This window comes from Shimwellia blattae DSM 4481 = NBRC 105725, from assembly GCF_000262305.1.
Classification (GTDB): Bacteria; Pseudomonadota; Gammaproteobacteria; order Enterobacterales; family Enterobacteriaceae; genus Shimwellia; species Shimwellia blattae.
In genome coordinates, this window is the sequence record NC_017910.1 from 2,947,575 (window position 1) to 2,963,727 (window position 16,153).

Below are 16,153 nucleotides of genomic sequence, written 5' to 3' on the forward strand. Positions count from 1 at the left end.
AAACAGGAGCCGTTAAGACATGGCTAAGTTTTTTATCGATCGCCCGATTTTTGCCTGGGTTATCGCCATTATCATCATGCTGGCAGGGGCGTTATCGATCCTGAAGCTGCCGATTGCGCAATATCCGACGATTGCGCCACCGGCCGTTCAGATCTCCGCCGTCTACCCGGGTGCTGATGCGAAAACCGTGCAGGATACGGTGACACAGGTTATCGAACAGAATATGAACGGGATTGACGGGCTGCTGTATATGTCCTCAACCAGTGACTCTTCTGGTACGGTACAAATCACGCTGACCTTTGATTCCGGTACTGATCCGGATATCGCGCAGGTTCAGGTTCAGAACAAACTGTCGCTGGCAACACCGCTGCTGCCCCAGGAAGTACAGCAACAGGGGATCAGTGTTGAAAAATCCTCCAGTAGCTTCCTGATGGTTATGGGGATGATCAGCAGTGACGGTTCCATGGACCAGAACGATATCGCCGACTATCTGGCATCAAACCTCAAAGACCCGGTCAGCCGTACTAACGGCGTGGGTGATGTGCAGCTGTTCGGTGCCCAGTACGCGATGCGTATCTGGATGGACCCGAACAAACTGAACAACTACCAGTTGACCCCGGTTGATGTGATTACCGCCATCAAAGCGCAGAACGCCCAGGTTGCCGCCGGGCAGTTAGGCGGGGTGCCGGCCATTAAAGGCCAGCAGCTGAACTCCTCTATCACGGCCCAGACCCGTCTGACCAGTGCTGAAGAGTTCGGGAAAATCTTCCTGAAGGTAAATCAGGACGGCTCCCGGGTGCTGCTGCGCGATGTGGCGAAAGTGGAGCTGGGTGGTGAAAACTACGACGTGGTTGCTAAGTTCAACGGCAAACCGGCGTCCGGGCTGGGGATTAAACTGGCTACCGGCGCAAACGCCCTTGATACTGCGAACGCCGTGCGCGCCACCATCAACAAACTGAAGCCCTACTTCCCCCACGGTCTGGAGGTTGTTTACCCTTACGACACCACCCCCTTCGTTAAAATTTCTATTTTCGAAGTGGTGAAAACCCTGGCCGAAGCTATCGTGCTGGTGTTTGTGGTGATGTACCTGTTCCTGCAAAACTTCCGCGCTACGCTGATTCCGACGATCGCGGTGCCGGTGGTGTTGCTGGGGACATTCGCCATTCTGGCGGCGTTTGGCTTCTCCATAAACACCCTGACGATGTTCGCCATGGTGCTCGCCATCGGCCTGCTGGTGGATGACGCCATCGTGGTGGTGGAAAACGTGGAACGCGTCATGGTGGAAGAAGGCCTGCCCCCTAAAGAAGCGACCCGTAAGTCCATGGGCCAGATTCAGGGCGCGCTGGTGGGTATTGCCATGGTGCTGTCTGCGGTATTTATCCCGATGGCCTTCTTCGGCGGCTCTACCGGGGCGATTTATCGCCAGTTCTCCATTACTATCGTTTCCGCGATGGTGCTGTCGGTACTGGTGGCAATGATCCTGACCCCGGCGCTGTGCGCCACTATGCTAAAACCGGTTAAACAGGGTGACCACGGCGAAGACAAAAAAGGGTTCTTCGGCTGGTTTAACCGCATGTTTGATAAGAGCACCAACCACTATACGGACAGCGTGGGGAATATTCTGCGCAGCACGGGCCGTTATCTGGTGCTGTATCTGCTGCTGGTGCTGGCGATGGCGGTGCTGTTTATCCGCCTGCCGACCGCGTTCCTGCCGGACGAAGACCAGGGTGTGTTGCTGAGTATGGTGCAGTTGCCTGCCGGTGCAACCCAGGAGCGGACGCAGAAAGTTATGGATGAGGTGACCAACTACTACCTCAGCCATGAGAAAGACACGGTTGAATCTGTGTTTGCGATTAACGGCTTCGGGTTCCAGGGCCGTGGTCAGAACGTGGGCCTGGCGTTTATCTCCCTGAAAGACTGGTCTGAGCGTGAGGGCGAAGAGCACAAAGTACCGGCCATTGCGGCCCGCGCAACGCAGTATTTTGCCGGGATCAAAGACGCCATGGTATTTGCCTTTAACCTGCCGGCGATTGTTGAGCTGGGTACGGCAACCGGTTTTGACTTTGAGCTTATCGACCAGGGGGGTCTGGGCCACGAAAAACTGACCCAGGCACGTAACCAGTTACTGGGTGAAGTGGCTAAGCGTCCGGATCTGCTGGTTGCCGTTCGTCCTAACGGGATGGAAGATACACCGCAGTTCAAAATTGATATCGACCAGGAAAAAGCACAGGCGCTTGGCGTCTCCATCAGTGACATCAACACCACCCTTGGCTCCGCCTGGGGGAGTAGCTACGTGAACGACTTTATCGACCGTGGCCGCGTGAAGAAAGTCTACGTGATGTCTGAGGCCGAATACCGCATGCTGCCGTCTGATATCAACTCCTGGTATGTACGCGGATCCAACGGTCAGATGGTGCCGTTCGCCGCCTTTGCCTCTACCAAGTGGGAATACGGTTCACCGCGTCTGGAGCGTTACAACGGCCTGCCGTCCATGGAAATTCTTGGTCAGCCGGCTCCGGGTAAGAGCTCCGGTGAAGCGATGCTGTTAATGGAAGAGCTGGTCTCCAAACTGCCAACCGGTATCGGCTACGACTGGACGGGGATGTCTTATCAGGAACGTCTGTCTGGTAACCAGGCGCCGTCTCTGTACGCCATCTCGCTGATTGTGGTCTTCCTGTGTCTGGCGGCCCTGTATGAGAGCTGGTCAATTCCGTTCTCGGTTATGCTGGTCGTTCCGCTGGGGGTTGTGGGCGCCCTGCTCGCCGCCAGCCTGCGCGGTATGAATAACGACGTTTACTTCCAGGTGGGTCTGCTGACGACCATCGGCCTGTCGGCGAAAAACGCGATACTTATCGTAGAATTCGCCAAAGATCTGATGGAAAAAGAAGGCAAGGGCCTGATAGAAGCCACCCTGGACGCAGTGCGTATGCGTTTGCGCCCGATTCTGATGACATCACTGGCGTTTATCCTCGGGGTAATGCCGCTGGTTATCAGTTCTGGCGCCGGTTCCGGTGCGCAGAACGCGGTCGGTACCGGGGTAATGGGCGGTATGGTGACAGCAACCGTACTGGCTATCTTCTTCGTGCCGGTGTTCTTTGTGGTGGTTCGCCGCCGCTTCAGCCGCAAGGGTGAAGATATTGAGCACACGCATAAAATAGAAAACCAGCAGCAATAATTCGCTGACTGAGACCAAAGGCCGCCTTGTGCGGCCTTTTTTATATGCAGTTTTGCAACGCTGTTTTTTTGTTTTTGAACACTCCCCGCATTTTGTAACGAAAACACCCTGTGGCAATTGTGTTACTCAACGATTAGCGTTAGCATAGCGACCCGTACAGCAAACCTTCCTGCTTTCTGTGCCGGTTAAGTCGTGGCTGTTGTCTGGTCTGGTATTTATTCGGCTGGCTGATATTACTCCTGGTGTAATTAACATTTTTTCGAGAATCACGAAAAAATCAGTATCTTAATCGCGTTGTCAGTACCGCGACGCCGCCGGGGCAGACATGTTGTTTATTACAGCACTACTGAGTGCAGGAAACATTTAGTCGTAATTGTAATTTTTCGTAATCACAGAAGGAAAAAAGGCCCGCGGTGATTTATAGTTAACACTGTAAGTCTATGGTAAAGCCAATTCATCTCCACCAGATGGTGTGTTCACGCTAGCCCGACGTATTTATCCGAATATCTGATAATGGGGGGATGCAAGATGGACGAGTACTCACCAAAACGGCATGATATAGCGCAACTGCGTTTTCTTTGCGAAACTCTCTATCATGACTGTCTGGCGAATCTTGGGGAAACTAACCGGGGTTGGGTTAATGATCCAACATCTGCCATAAACCTTCAGCTGAACGACTTAATTGAGCACATAGCGACTTTCGCACTTAATTATAAGATTAAGTATGATGATGACAGTAAATTAATTGAACAAATTGACGAGTATCTGGACGATACCTTTACACTTTTCAGCAACTACGGCATTGATGCAAAAGATCTCCAGAAGTGGCAGAAGTCAGGAAATCGCCTGTTCCGGTGCTTCGTCAACGCAAGCAGAGCTAACCCGGTTAGCCTCTCTCTCGAAAAATAAAATGATGATTTAAGGCAATAAATTATGTCCGAAAAGCCACTAACTAAGACCGATTATTTAATGCGTCTGCGTCGCTGCCAGACAATTGACACCCTGGAACGCGTTATTGAAAAGAATAAATATGAATTATCCGATACAGAGCTGGCGGTGTTTTACTCAGCAGCGGATCATCGCCTTGCAGAGCTGACGATGAATAAACTTTATGACAAAATCCCATCATCTGTGTGGAAATTTGTCCGCTAAACAGCGTAAATGGAATAGCCCGGCGCAATTATCATGCTAAAGCATTAACAAATTATCTGGTGCCCTCCCCTTTTTATACCAGCAATATTATTAGTGCTTTTTCCGCGATGCGATATTTCAACTATTATGCACGGCGCAGAATCATTTTCTGGCAGACAGCTGTACCCCCATTGTGGTACTAAAAAAACGAAAACACAGCAATACCCTCATGCCGGGACCGGCATTGCCGCGTTTTTTAAAACCGGGGCCCGGGCGTACCAGACGCCCGCCCGCCGCCACTGAAAATCTGTTACGCTTTTTTTGTTATCAACTGTTACTGTTATGTAACATCAGAACAAGGCACACTACGCGGGAAATCACCTGCCTCGCTAATTTGTCGAAGAGTTCATAACATGACAGAAATCCAGCGCCTGCTTACCGATAATATCGCCCAGATCAACCGCCAGGAAAAACGCGATAACCTGCCGCGTTTCAGTATCAGTTTCATTCGCCGCTTTCCGGGCCTGTTCATTGCCATGTATGCCGGATGGCTGGCCACGCTGCTGGTCATGCTCTACTCCCCGACCCTGGCTGACTCGGTCTGGCTGCTGAATGTCCTGTTTATCATTCTGAACGGCTTTTTCTTTTTCGACGTCAACCCACGCTACCACTATAGCGATATTGACGTGCTGGACTTCCGCGTCTGTTATAACGGGGAATGGTACAACACCCGCTATGTCCCCCAGTCGCTTATTGACAATATCCTGCACTCACCGGCGGTGAGCAGCGGGCAAAAGCATCACCTGCGCCGGATGTTAACCACCAAGGGCCAGCTCTCTTATTATGATATTTTCGCGCTGGATAAAAACAGCGCCACGACAGCCTGAGCACAACATACCGGCAGGCAGAAACAAACGGGATAACGACAGGAAGATACAAATGGGTGGGGGCCCTGCCAGCTACATCCCGGCACACACGTCATCTGCTCTGGCTGCTTCCTTCCGGACCTGACCTGGTAAACAGAGTAGCGTTGCGGGAGAACCAACAGGGCCCCCATTGAGAGCTGCGGAAACTTCCCCGCAGCGCAGGCGCATTATCCCTGCTGGCGCAGGCAATTGCAAGCCGTTACCGACCGGGTGCCGTTTTCTTGCTCAGCGACCTCTTCACAGCCCTCTTCCCGGCGATTATGCTGAACAGCTTACTGATAAGCGGAGCCCGGATATGTCTGACGCCACCTTCCCCCAGCGGGTATGGCAAATCGTTGCCGCCATTCCAGAAGGATGCGTGACAACCTACGGTGAAGTAGCGCAGCTTGCGGGATCGCCACGGGCGGCCCGCCAGGTGGGCGGCGTGCTAAAACGCCTGCCGGAAGGCAGCCAGCTCCCCTGGCACCGGGTGGTGAATCGTTACGGAGCAATTTCCCTGACCGGGCCCGGTTTACAGCGCCAGCGCCAGGCCCTGCTGGCTGAAGGCGTGATGGTCTCCGGCGACGGGGTGGTTGATCTGGCGCGCTATCGCTGGCGACCCTGAGCACAAAAAAAAGCGATACCGGCTGGTATCGCTTTTTTATCCATCCCGCGTTTAGCGGGCAAGAAACGCGCCATTACCGGTGGTATCACCGTTAGCGCTGTTAACCGGAACCGCAGTTTGCGGCACCGGCACCAGGTTCAGGTCGGCACGGGTGCCCCCCTGGTTGATAATCGGCTGTACCGTATCGGTAACAAACATCAGCCGCCCGTTAACCGACACAGCGGCACTCAGCAGAATCCGGGCCCGGGGCTGGATTTGCGCAGGATCATAGGGCAGAACAAAACTGAACGGCGACTGTTTACCTTCCGTTCTTACTGCCTTCTGCGCCAGGACTCTGGCGGGCGCATCCGCAAGGCTTGCATCAGACAGGGTAACCGTCAGAATGGCATCCGGTGGCAGCGCAACACGCTGGCGGATAATCACATTACCGGAGACATTAGGCTGAGAGGCCTCCCCCTGAGACAGAGACGCGATACCGTAAGGATCCGTTCCCTGCGGAGCCGTTCCCGCGCTGTTCTGCTGTGCACAGCCCGCAAGGATAGCCGCAACGGCTACGCCCGTGAATAGTGGTATAAGTTTCATTAATTTCTCCTTATTATCAAAGCCGTTCCCCATCACACCATAATGGGGCTGGACGGCCAATGAAACACCGGCTTCACAGTAAGTGTGGCACAGACCACAGTTTTTGCTTAAAAATCCCGACTATCCGGACCAATCTTAGCCACCTTGTCATGTGACGAACATGTTATAATTCACGGTATTAGACACCGTTTCCACTGAGGATCCACCATGAGTCACGCCCTTGATACGCTTCTGGCATTGCTTAATCTGGAAAAACTTGAAGAAGGTCTGTTTCGCGGTCAGAGCCAGGATCTGGGCCTGCGCCAGGTATTTGGCGGCCAGGTCGTGGGTCAGGCACTCTATGCCGCCACCGATACGGTGCCCTCAGAGCGTTTCGTGAACTCGTTTCATAGCTATTTTCTGCGCCCCGGGGACAGCCAGAAACCCATCATTTACGACGTCGAAGTGCTGCGCGACGGCAACAGCTTCAGCGCCCGCCGGGTCTCCGCCATTCAGAACGGCAAACCCATATTCTATATGACGGCCTCTTTCCAGGGGCCGGAGCCTGGTTTTGAACACCAGAAACCCATGCCCGAAGCCCCCGCCCCGGAGAGTATTCCCACAGAAACGGACATTGCGCGTAAATTCGAGCACCTGCTGCCGCCGGTACTTAAAGAAAAGTTTCTGATTGAAAAACCGCTGGAAATCCGCCCGGTGGTGTTCCATAACCCGCTCCAGGGCCATGTGGATACCCCCACCCGCCAGGTCTGGCTGCGGGCTAATGGCACGGTGCCGGACGATTTGCGCATCCATCAGTATCTGCTGGGTTATGCCTCTGATTTCAACTTCCTGCCCACCGCGCTACAGCCGCACGGGGTCGGATTCCTGGAGCCCGGCATGCAGGTGGCCACCATCGACCACTCCATGTGGTTCCACCGCCCGGTTAATATGAACGACTGGCTGCTGTATAACGTGGAGAGCACTTCCGCCTCCGGCGCCCGGGGATTTGTGCGGGGCGAGTTCTATACCCGCGACGGGGTGCTGGTCGCCTCTGCGGTGCAGGAAGGGGTTATGCGCCAGCGCCAGCCCTGAGGGTAAAAAAAAACGGTGCCTGCGGCACCGTTTTTTTATCTGTTCCGGTCAACTGTTATACGCATTCTCACCATGGCTGTTCACATCCAGCCCTTCGCGCTCCTGCTCTTCCGGCACCCGCAGCCCGACTATCACATCCGCCAGTTTAAAGCCGATAAACGCCACCACCGCAGACCACACCACCGTGATAACGACGCTCTCCAGCTGGACCATCACCTGATGGGCCATGGTGACCCCCTGCGCATACCCCACGCCGCCCAGCGAGGTGTCTGCAAATACCCCGGTCAGAATGCACCCCACAATACCGCACACCCCGTGGACACCGAACACATCGCAGGGATCATCAACCCGCAGCCAGCGCTTGAGCATCGTGACCCCCCACAGGCCAGCCAGACCAGCCGCAATACCGATGAGCAGCGCCCCGCCCACCCCCACATAACCACAGGCAGGCGTAATCCCCACCAGCCCGGCAATCGCGCCAGAGCAGGCCCCCAGTAATGACGGCTTACCGCGCAGCGCCCATTCACCAAATATCCAGGCCAGAATTGCCGCCGCCGTCGCCACCACCGTGTTCACAAACGCCAGAGCGGCAATTTCATTCGCGGCACTGGCTGAACCGGCATTAAACCCGAACCAGCCAAAATAGAGGACAGCAGTGCCGGTAAACACCATCGGCAGATTATGAGGTTTAAATGACTCTTTGCCGAAGCCCACGCGCTTGCCCATCAGGTAGGCGCCCACCAGGCCCGCCACGGCGGCGTTAATATGCACCACGGTGCCGCCTGCAAAATCCAGCGCGCCGTGGCTCGCCAGCAGGCCGCCGCCCCAGACCATATGGGCAACCGGCAGGTAAGAGAATGTCAGCCATACCACCACAAAAATCAGCAGTGCGGAGAAGCGAATACGCTCCGCCAGCGCCCCGACAATAAGCCCCACGGTAATACAGGCAAAAGAGCACTGAAACGCAACATGAATATACTGGTAGAACGACCCGCTCAGCGCTGTCAGCGCAATGTTTTTCAGCATCGCCCACTCAAAGCCGCCAAAGAAATGATTCCCGCTGCCAAACGCCAGCGAGTAGCCATACACCACCCACAGCACGCACACCAGCGCAAAGGAGACCGACACCTGGGTAAGCATCGACAGCACGTTTTTCGCACGAATCAGACCGCCATAAAACAGGGCAATCCCCGGTATGGTCATAAACAGAACCAGCGCCGTACACAGCATCATAAACCCGTTGTCGGCTTTATCCGCCACGCCAGAGTCAGCCGCTATCGCCAGAGAAGGCAGCAGCGCCAGAGCAGCCAGTAAGCACAGTTTTTTCATCTTTTTATCCCCTTATTATGGCTTCAGTGCTCAGAGCGCGGCTTCATCGGATTCGCCCGTGCGGATCCGGATAACGCGCTGCAGTTCAGCAACAAAGATTTTGCCGTCGCCAATTTTCCCGGTATAAGCCGCCTGGCTGACCACCTCGATCACTTCATCGAGCTGCTCATCCGCAATCGCCACGTCTATCTTCACTTTGGGCAGAAAGTTCACGCTGTACTCCGCGCCGCGATATAACTCCGCATGCCCTTTCTGGCGGCCAAAGCCTTTCACTTCCGTGACCGTAAGCCCCTGAATACCGATGGAAGAGAGCGCTTCCCGGACGTCTTCCAGCTTGAACGGTTTGATTACCACAGTAACCAGCTTCATAGATCCCCTCCCGTGAGTATTAAGGTCTGTATCTGTACCGGGGTAAGCAAAGCAATTGCTGTGCCAGAAATAAACAGCACCGCAATGGCGCAGCGAAGAGACAGGGAATCACCGGGCCGGGCGGCCCGTAACCTGTGGAGGAGACATCAGAAAATAAAAAAACGCACCGTGATAGTGCGTTTTTTGTTCAGTATTGCACTCCCGGTGCGCGCCGGTCAGGGGGGTGTGGCGATACCGGCCCCGGCGGCCTGGTGCCCGCCCTGCGCCAGCTCCTGGCCTGCCAGCTGGAGCTGGTACATCTGCCAGTAGCGGCCACGGGCGGCCAGCAGCTGCTGGTGGGAGCCCCGCTCGACTGCCTCGCCGCGGTGCAGCACCAGAATGGTGTCCGCCTCGGTAATGGTGGACAGCCGGTGCGCAATCACCACCAGGGTGGTGTGCTGGCGCACCAGTCTGAGCGCCTGCTGAATCGCCTGCTCAGTACCGGAGTCAATATTTGCCGTTGCCTCATCAAGGATCAGGATTTCAGGCAAATCCACCAGCACCCGCGCCAGCGCCAGTAACTGCTTTTGCCCGACGGATAACGTATTGCCCTGCTCCCCGAGCAGGGTGTGGATCCCCTCCGGCAGGCTGCGGGCCAGCGCCGCCAGTTGTACCGTTTCCAGCGCCTGCCAGACCTGCGCTTCGCTGATATCGCGCCCGAGGGTGACGTTTGCCAGAAAGGTATCGGCCATCACCACCGGATCCTGTTGCACCATCGCAATTCCGCTGCGCAATACGCTGTGGCTCAGGCTCTCCAGCGGGCGGCCGTCAAACAGGATCTCCCCCCGGGTCAGCGGGTAGTAACCCATCAGCAAATTGGCAAGCGTGCTCTTGCCGCTGCCCGTGTGCCCCACCAGGGCCACAAACTGCCGGGCGGGAATATGCAGGTTAATATCGCGCAGCACCAGGTTATCGGCCCGGTAGGCAAACGAGAGATCCCGCAGGGTAATCTCCCCCGCCTCCAGCGGGCGCGTATCCGGGCCATACCCCTGGCGGGGTTTATCCATCAGCTCGAAGACCCGCTCCCCGGCCACTACCGCCTGCTGGAGCATGGACTGCTGAGTGGTCAGCTCGATTAAAGGCTCGTTAAGCCGCCCGAGGTAGCTGATAAACGCATACAGCACCCCGACCTCAATACTCCCGGAGGCGGAAAACCCAAACAAAATCAGCAGGCCACACAGAATCAGGGCGGAAAACAGGCTCAGCAGCGGGCGCAGTAAAAAGCCGTCCAGGCGCAGGATCTGCATCCGGGCCTGATAGTGGGCTTCGCTGGCGGCCAGCATCCGCTCGCCAAACCGGCGCTGCTGGCGGAACTGCTGAATCACGCTCATCCCGTTGATGATTTCATTAAAACCATCGTTAATATCCGCCAGGTAACCACGCACCCGGCGCACCACCGGCGTACTCAGGCGCTGGTAAATCACCATCACCACCAGAACCGCCGGGAAGATGGCAATCGCCACCAGCGCCATGCGCCAGTTCAGGCTGAACATCGCCACCAGCATCGCCCCCACCAGTGCGGCGCTGCGCAGTACCGTTGCCACCACCGTCACATACAGATCGCGGATCACCTCCGTATCGTTCGTCACCCGGGAGATAAGCTGCCCCACCGGCTGGGTATCAAACTCGCGCAGCGGCTGGCGCAGCGCGGCATCCATCACATCGGTACGCAGCTGCTGCACCACCCCGACGGCGGCCTGGTTAAACAACAGCGACTGGCTGTAATGCAGCCCGGCGGCCAGCAGTTGCAGGCCAATGTAGGCCGCCACCAGGCCAGAGACCCAGCCCAGGGGTAGCTGGCGGCTGACCACCAGATTATCAATAAAATAGCTGATAAGCGCCGGCCCGCTCACCTCTGCCGCAGCCGCGACCCACAGCATCACCACCGCAATAATCAGCTGCTTACGCCATGGCGAACCATAGGCCAGCAGGCGCTTTAACGTAGGCCATAACTGCCCGAAATTACGCATTGCTTGCCTCTTCTTCCTGCTTGTTACGGGCCTCTGGCCCGTCATCCAGCGCGGCTTCCAGTTGCTGGTAACGGTACATATCACGATACCAGCCCGGCCGGGCCAGTAGCTGCTCATGCTGACCACGCTGGGCAACTTCCCCCCGGGCGAGCACCAGAATCTCACTGGCGTGGGTCAGGGCGGATAACCGGTGAGCGCTGATAATCACCGTGCGCCCCTGCCCCCAGTGGCGCAGATTGTCGAGGATCTGGTGTTCCGTGCGCCCGTCCACCGCAGAGAGCGCATCATCCAGCAGCAGAATTTCTGCCTCCATCAGCAGCGCCCTGGCAATCGAGATACGCTGTTTCTGGCCGCCGGAAAGCATTACGCCGCGCTCGCCTACCTCGGTGTCGTACCCTTCCGGCAGGCGTAAAATATCCTCATGGACCGAGGCCAGACGCGCCGCCTGTTCAATCTGCTCCCGGGTGGCCTCTGGCCTGCCGAGAGCAATATTACTGGCAACCGTGTCAGAGAATAAAAAAGGTGTCTGGCTGACGACCGCCAGCCGGGCGCGCCAGCTATCCAGTTGCAGCTCAGACAGCCCAATCCCCTGGTAGCAAATACTACCCTGCACCACATCGAACTGGCGCTGTAGCAGCCCCAGCAACGTGCTTTTCCCGGAGCCGGTCGGGCCGCATAATCCCAGCATATTGCCCGGCGCTAACCGGAAATCCACCTGGTGCAACGTGGGCTGTTGTGTGTCCGGGTAGCAAAACTGCCGGATATCCACCGCCAGCACGCCGCGCCCTTCCGGCACCGGCCGGGTGCCATCGGCCACTACCGGCGGCTCGTTCAGCAGGCTGCGGATCCGGCTGTAGGCCGCACTACCGCGCTCAACAATGTTAAACATCCACGCCAGCGCCAGCATGGGCCAGATCATCAGCCCCAGGTACATCATAAAGCTGGTGAGCTGGCCCAGTGTCAGGCTGCCGTGGAGTACCATCCAGCTACCGCCCCCCACTGCCAGTAAGTTCGCCATACCGATGGCGATATAGATGGTCGGGTCAAAACGGGCGTCAACCCGGGCAACCCGCATATTGCGCTCGCCGGTCAGTTTTGCGTCGCGGGCAAACAGGGCCGACTGGCGATCTTCCAGGCCAAAAGCCTTGATCATCCGGATACTGCTCAGGCTCTCCTGGGTGCGATCGTTTAGTGAGGAGAACGACCCCTGAGCCAGTTTAAACCGCTCGTGAAGCTGATTGCCGTAGCGGTGGATCACCAGCGCCATGACCGGCATCGGAAGCAGCGCCAGCAGTGTGAGCGGGCCGCTTATCTGGGTACTCATCATGATCAGTACCGCACAGCCCATTACCATCGAGTCCACCAGGGTTAATACCCCTTCCCCGGCCGCAAACACCACCCGATCCACATCGTTGGTGGCGCGGGCCATTAAGTCGCCGGTGCGGTGGTTAAGGTAAAAACGGCTCTGCTGTTGGCTGAGCTGGCGATAAAAATCTGCCCGCAGGCGCACCGCCAGCTGGTAAGACGCACCAAACAGCAAAATGCGCCACACATAGCGCAGCAAGTAGACCATCACGGCGATGAGCACCATCACCCCGATCCACATCAGGATCCGGGAGGCGCTGGCGTGTTCGCGGGTCACGCTGTCAACGATTACCCCCACCAGCCGTGGCGGAATCAGTTGCAGCATGGCAATAAACATAAGCAGAGCCACAGCGCCGAGGTAGCGCCGCCACTCCTGGCTGAAGTACCAGCCTAACTGAGTAAATAATCGCACGCGATTGGGTTCCTGGTAGCCGGTAAACGGCACGGGAGAAAAAACAAAAACGGGCCGCCGGGATCACTCTCCCAGCGGCAGTGCTGTGGTGTATTTTATCTGCTCCATGGCAAAACTCGAAGTGACATCGCTTAGCCCGGGAACCTGGTTGACCATCCGCTTGTAAAAATCATCATAGCGTTTCATATCTGCCACCTGAACGCGCATCAGATAGTCATACTCCCCGGCCATGCGCCAGAAGCCCAGCACCTCCGGCATACTGCTGACCACCCGGACAAACTCACAGTACCACTCGCGGCTGTGCATCTGGGTTTTAATCAGCACGAAAGCCGTCAGGCCGATGCCCAGTTTTTCCGCATCCAGCAGCGCCACATGGCCCTGGATAATGCCGGACTCTTCCAGCCGTTTCAGGCGCTTCCAGCACGGGGTGGTGGTCAGATTAACTGCATCTGCCAGCGCCTGCAAAGAGAGTGTGCAATCCTGCTGCAGCAGTGCCAGCAGCTTCCGGTCAGTTTTATCTATCATTTCGCCACCCTGGAGTAAAATTTTCCCCAGAAAAGCATTTATATGGGCAATTTAGCAACCTTTTTTTCCGCAGTTTGCCATAGCATAGCTCCCTGAAAGATTGTCTGCCCCGCAGGAGCCACCATGACCGCTAACTGGGTAACCTACGCCATTAATGAAATCAATGCCGATGCCCAGCGCTCGGCCGACACGCACCTGATCCGCCTGTGTTTACCGGCGTTTCCGGGCATCAATATCTACCTTAAAGATGAAAGCACCCACCCCACCGGCAGCCTGAAACACCGGCTGGCCCGCTCCCTGTTTTTATATGGTCTGTGTAACGGCTGGATCAAACAGGGCACGCCGGTGATTGAGTCCTCCTCCGGCTCTACGGCGGTGTCTGAGGCCTGGTTCGCCCGCCTGCTGGGGCTGCCGTTTATCGCCGTGATGCCCGCCAGCACCGCCCGGCGTAAAATTGAGCAAATTGAGTTTTACGGTGGCCGCTGCCATTTTGTGAACAGCGCCTGTGAAATTTACGCCGCCTCTGAGCAGCTGGCCCGGGAGCTCAACGGCCACTATATGGATCAGTTTACCTATGCTGAGCGGGCCACCGACTGGCGCGGCAATAACAATATTGCCGAGAGTATCTTTCGCCAGATGCGCTGCGAGCCCCACCCGGTGCCGGACTATATAGTGATGAGCGCCGGAACCGGGGGCACCTCGGCAACCATTGGCCGCTACCTGCGCTACCAGGGGCACCCCACCCAGCTGGTGGTGGTTGATCCTGAAAACTCAGTATTTTATGACTACTGGCAGCAACGGGATCCGCAACTGCGCAGCCACGCCAGCAGCCGGATCGAAGGGATCGGCCGCCCGCGCGTGGAGCCTTCCTTTATTCCCGATGTGGTGGATAACATGATCCCGGTGGCAGACAGCGCCAGCATTGCCACCCTTCACTGGCTGGAGACGGTTCTGGGCCGCAAAGCGGGGGCATCTACCGGCACCAATATGTGGGGGGCCCTGCAGCTGGCCGCGCAAATGCGCGCCGAAGGTCGCCAGGGGTCTATTGTGACATTGCTGTGCGACAGCGGAGAGCGCTATCTGGATACCTACTACAACAAGGCGTGGGTTGCGGAGCATATCGGTGACTTAAGTGCCAGCCAGCAGCAACTGGCAGCATTGCTCGACGGCAATAGCCATAGTATGTAGCCGCCCCGTCCTCCCCAAATAGTCGCTTTAGTGCTGGCAATATGATTCGGAACATGTCCATTCAGTGAACGGGCTCCGCGCCCAGACAACCGACATTACTTTTACGCAGGGCTGCCCCCTGCGGTAAAACAAAACAGTTTCAGCGGCTGGAATGCCGCTGAATATCAGTTAATAGCCGCGAGGGTGTTAACCCCCCGCATAAAGGCAATCGGCGAAAACGCAGGTGCAGCTCAAGGACTGGCTGCCAGGATGGCAGCCAGAAGGAAGGTTGAGGCATGGATGCCGAATCCTGACTGGTCCGCCAGAGCAAACCGGAGTTGCAGCGAACCGCGCAGCGGCGATTGACCGCGGGCCGGCGAGGTCTCCAGGAGGGGGCCGGTCCCCCCTCCTGGAACGCGACCAGGTTCCGCACACAACATATGAGTGCCCATCGTAGGGGAGCGGAACCCGTTCACCGGGCGTTCATATGTCTGAACCTGAAGCGGATGCGAATCGCTATTCGCCCCCCTTCACATAAAAAAAGCCGGGACACTGTCCCGGCTGGCTGTAATGCCTCATTATTCGGGGGAATAACTCAGATGTGGTGTGTCCAGCCAATGTGTCAAATAGTGGGCAATGGCCTGACCGGCACAGTGGCCGATGACCGGCAGCTGCGGCAGGGACTGAATAAGCTGGGGCATCGCATTCCCCATTATCACCCCGCGCCCGACACAGGAGAGCATCTCCTGGTCGTTCATCGCATCGCCAAACGCCATACACTCCCTAAGCGGTATCGCCAGCCGCTCGCTCAGCGCCCGCAGCGCGGTGCCTTTGTTGCAGTTGTGAGGCAATACTTCCAGGCAGTCTACCGCTGAAAAACAGACGGCGGCGCTGTCGCCTAACTGTTCCTGCAACGCAATGCGTAACTGGCATAAATCTTCATGGTCGCCGCAAAAACAGATTTTGGTGACCTCATGGGCGCTCAGGCGCCGCAGATCCGCTAACTGATACTGAAACCCGCTGTAGCCGTGGGCCTTCAGCAACTCGGGCAGCGGCTTGTCGGTCAGCCAGCCGCTGTCATTAAACACGTGCATACTCGCCCGGGTATCCCAGTGGCTGTGGAGCACAGACTCCGCCACCTCCGGGGCCAGATCACAGCGAAACAGCGGCTCCCCACTGGCGCTGTGGATCCGGGTGCCGTTACCGGTAATCAGCCAGCCGGATAACCCAAACCGGCGCAACAGAGGCTGCATTTCCAGAATATGGCGCCCGGTGGCGAAGGTCAGCGTAATGCCGCGCTCGCGCAGGCGGCCAAGGGTACGCAGGGTTTCATCCCCGGGGCGGTGATCCGGCATCAGCAGGGTGCCGTCCATATCAAACGCAACCAGTTGTGTCATACATTCCTCGCGGTGTGAGGCACTTAACATGCCGTTCAGTATCGGCTGTTATATGCGGAACAAATAGTGAATACTTAATAAAATTTGTTCC

General features: G+C 56.8%; 14 protein-coding genes and 1 other RNA gene. 7 read left to right on the forward strand and 8 right to left on the reverse strand.

Features of this window, described 5'->3' with window-relative positions; translation table 11 throughout:
• Positions 1-19: 19 nt before the first annotated feature.
• The 4 genes from acrB (at position 20) to EBL_RS13860 (ending at position 5,193) form a co-directional block, all read left to right on the forward strand.
• Positions 20-3,175, forward strand: a complete 3,156-nt coding sequence (acrB, locus tag EBL_RS13845) for a multidrug efflux RND transporter permease subunit AcrB (protein ID WP_002438968.1) — start codon at positions 20-22, stop codon at positions 3,173-3,175.
• A gap of 528 nt (positions 3,176-3,703) precedes the next feature.
• Positions 3,704-4,084: an Hha toxicity modulator TomB gene (gene tomB, locus EBL_RS13850; protein WP_002438967.1), complete on the forward strand. Its 381-nt coding sequence runs from the start codon at positions 3,704-3,706 to the stop codon at positions 4,082-4,084.
• 24 nt (positions 4,085-4,108) lie between these two features.
• Positions 4,109-4,327, forward strand: coding sequence for an HHA domain-containing protein (locus EBL_RS13855; protein WP_002438965.1), 219 nt, complete (start codon positions 4,109-4,111; stop codon positions 4,325-4,327).
• A 392-nt stretch (positions 4,328-4,719) separates the two neighbouring features.
• Positions 4,720-5,193, forward strand: a complete 474-nt coding sequence (locus tag EBL_RS13860; protein WP_002438964.1) for a YlaC family protein — start codon at positions 4,720-4,722, stop codon at positions 5,191-5,193.
• A gap of 63 nt (positions 5,194-5,256) precedes the next feature.
• On the opposite strand, the gene ffs is transcribed toward EBL_RS13860, so the two are convergent.
• Positions 5,257-5,353, reverse strand: an RNA gene (gene ffs / locus EBL_RS20090) — signal recognition particle sRNA small type.
• Positions 5,354-5,527: 174 nt separating this feature from the next.
• On the opposite strand from ffs, the gene EBL_RS13865 reads away from it, so the two are divergent.
• On the forward strand, positions 5,528-5,836 hold the full coding sequence (locus EBL_RS13865) for an MGMT family protein (protein ID WP_002438962.1): 309 nt from the start codon (positions 5,528-5,530) through the stop codon (positions 5,834-5,836).
• A 51-nt stretch (positions 5,837-5,887) separates the two neighbouring features.
• Here EBL_RS13865 and EBL_RS13870 read toward each other — a convergent pair whose 3' ends face one another.
• On the reverse strand, positions 5,888-6,418 hold the full coding sequence (locus EBL_RS13870; RefSeq protein WP_002438961.1) for a YbaY family lipoprotein: 531 nt from the start codon (positions 6,416-6,418) through the stop codon (positions 5,888-5,890).
• Positions 6,419-6,625: 207 nt separating this feature from the next.
• Here EBL_RS13870 and tesB point away from each other — a divergent pair, with 207 nt between their 5' ends.
• Positions 6,626-7,489: an acyl-CoA thioesterase II gene (tesB, locus tag EBL_RS13875; RefSeq protein WP_002438960.1), complete on the forward strand. Its 864-nt coding sequence runs from the start codon at positions 6,626-6,628 to the stop codon at positions 7,487-7,489.
• 48 nt (positions 7,490-7,537) lie between these two features.
• Here tesB and amtB read toward each other — a convergent pair whose 3' ends face one another.
• The 5 genes from amtB to EBL_RS13900 form a co-directional block, all read right to left on the reverse strand.
• Positions 7,538-8,818, reverse strand: coding sequence for an ammonium transporter AmtB (amtB, locus tag EBL_RS13880; protein WP_002438958.1), 1,281 nt, complete (start codon positions 8,816-8,818; stop codon positions 7,538-7,540).
• A 30-nt stretch (positions 8,819-8,848) separates the two neighbouring features.
• Positions 8,849-9,187, reverse strand: coding sequence for a P-II family nitrogen regulator (glnK, locus tag EBL_RS13885; protein ID WP_002438956.1), 339 nt, complete (start codon positions 9,185-9,187; stop codon positions 8,849-8,851).
• Between the two features lie 215 nt (positions 9,188-9,402).
• A complete protein-coding gene (locus EBL_RS13890; RefSeq protein ID WP_002438955.1) occupies positions 9,403-11,196 on the reverse strand; it encodes a SmdB family multidrug efflux ABC transporter permease/ATP-binding protein in 1,794 nt (597 codons plus the stop codon).
• Positions 11,189-12,973: a SmdA family multidrug ABC transporter permease/ATP-binding protein gene (locus EBL_RS13895; RefSeq protein WP_002438953.1), complete on the reverse strand. Its 1,785-nt coding sequence runs from the start codon at positions 12,971-12,973 to the stop codon at positions 11,189-11,191. The genes EBL_RS13890 and EBL_RS13895 overlap by 8 nt, the downstream gene beginning before the upstream one ends.
• A gap of 63 nt (positions 12,974-13,036) precedes the next feature.
• Entirely contained in the window at positions 13,037-13,498 is a 462-nt protein-coding gene (locus tag EBL_RS13900) for an Lrp/AsnC family transcriptional regulator (protein WP_002438950.1), read from the reverse strand.
• Between the two features lie 123 nt (positions 13,499-13,621).
• On the opposite strand from EBL_RS13900, the gene EBL_RS13905 reads away from it, so the two are divergent.
• Positions 13,622-14,686, forward strand: a complete 1,065-nt coding sequence (locus EBL_RS13905; RefSeq protein WP_002438948.1) for a PLP-dependent cysteine synthase family protein — start codon at positions 13,622-13,624, stop codon at positions 14,684-14,686.
• Positions 14,687-15,243: 557 nt separating this feature from the next.
• Here EBL_RS13905 and cof read toward each other — a convergent pair.
• A complete protein-coding gene (cof, locus tag EBL_RS13910) occupies positions 15,244-16,062 on the reverse strand; it encodes an HMP-PP phosphatase (RefSeq protein ID WP_002444597.1) in 819 nt (272 codons plus the stop codon).
• Positions 16,063-16,153 lie beyond the last annotated feature (91 nt).

What these genes read in the sequence shown, in the direction of transcription:
- acrB (WP_002438968.1), top strand. Translation starts at nt 20, where the DNA reads ATGGCTAAGTTTTTTATCGATCGCCCGATTTTTGCCTGGGTTATCGCC.
- tomB (WP_002438967.1), top strand. Translation starts at nt 3,704, where the DNA reads ATGGACGAGTACTCACCAAAACGGCATGATATAGCGCAACTGCGTTTT.
- EBL_RS13855 (WP_002438965.1), top strand. Translation starts at nt 4,109, where the DNA reads ATGTCCGAAAAGCCACTAACTAAGACCGATTATTTAATGCGTCTGCGT.
- EBL_RS13860 (WP_002438964.1), top strand. Translation starts at nt 4,720, where the DNA reads ATGACAGAAATCCAGCGCCTGCTTACCGATAATATCGCCCAGATCAAC.
- EBL_RS13865 (WP_002438962.1), top strand. Translation starts at nt 5,528, where the DNA reads ATGTCTGACGCCACCTTCCCCCAGCGGGTATGGCAAATCGTTGCCGCC.
- EBL_RS13870 (WP_002438961.1), bottom strand. Translation starts at nt 6,418, where the DNA reads ATGAAACTTATACCACTATTCACGGGCGTAGCCGTTGCGGCTATCCTT.
- tesB (WP_002438960.1), top strand. Translation starts at nt 6,626, where the DNA reads ATGAGTCACGCCCTTGATACGCTTCTGGCATTGCTTAATCTGGAAAAA.
- amtB (WP_002438958.1), bottom strand. Translation starts at nt 8,818, where the DNA reads ATGAAAAAACTGTGCTTACTGGCTGCTCTGGCGCTGCTGCCTTCTCTG.
- glnK (WP_002438956.1), bottom strand. Translation starts at nt 9,187, where the DNA reads ATGAAGCTGGTTACTGTGGTAATCAAACCGTTCAAGCTGGAAGACGTC.
- EBL_RS13890 (WP_002438955.1), bottom strand. Translation starts at nt 11,196, where the DNA reads ATGCGTAATTTCGGGCAGTTATGGCCTACGTTAAAGCGCCTGCTGGCC.
- EBL_RS13900 (WP_002438950.1), bottom strand. Translation starts at nt 13,498, where the DNA reads ATGATAGATAAAACTGACCGGAAGCTGCTGGCACTGCTGCAGCAGGAT.
- EBL_RS13905 (WP_002438948.1), top strand. Translation starts at nt 13,622, where the DNA reads ATGACCGCTAACTGGGTAACCTACGCCATTAATGAAATCAATGCCGAT.
- cof (WP_002444597.1), bottom strand. Translation starts at nt 16,062, where the DNA reads ATGACACAACTGGTTGCGTTTGATATGGACGGCACCCTGCTGATGCCG.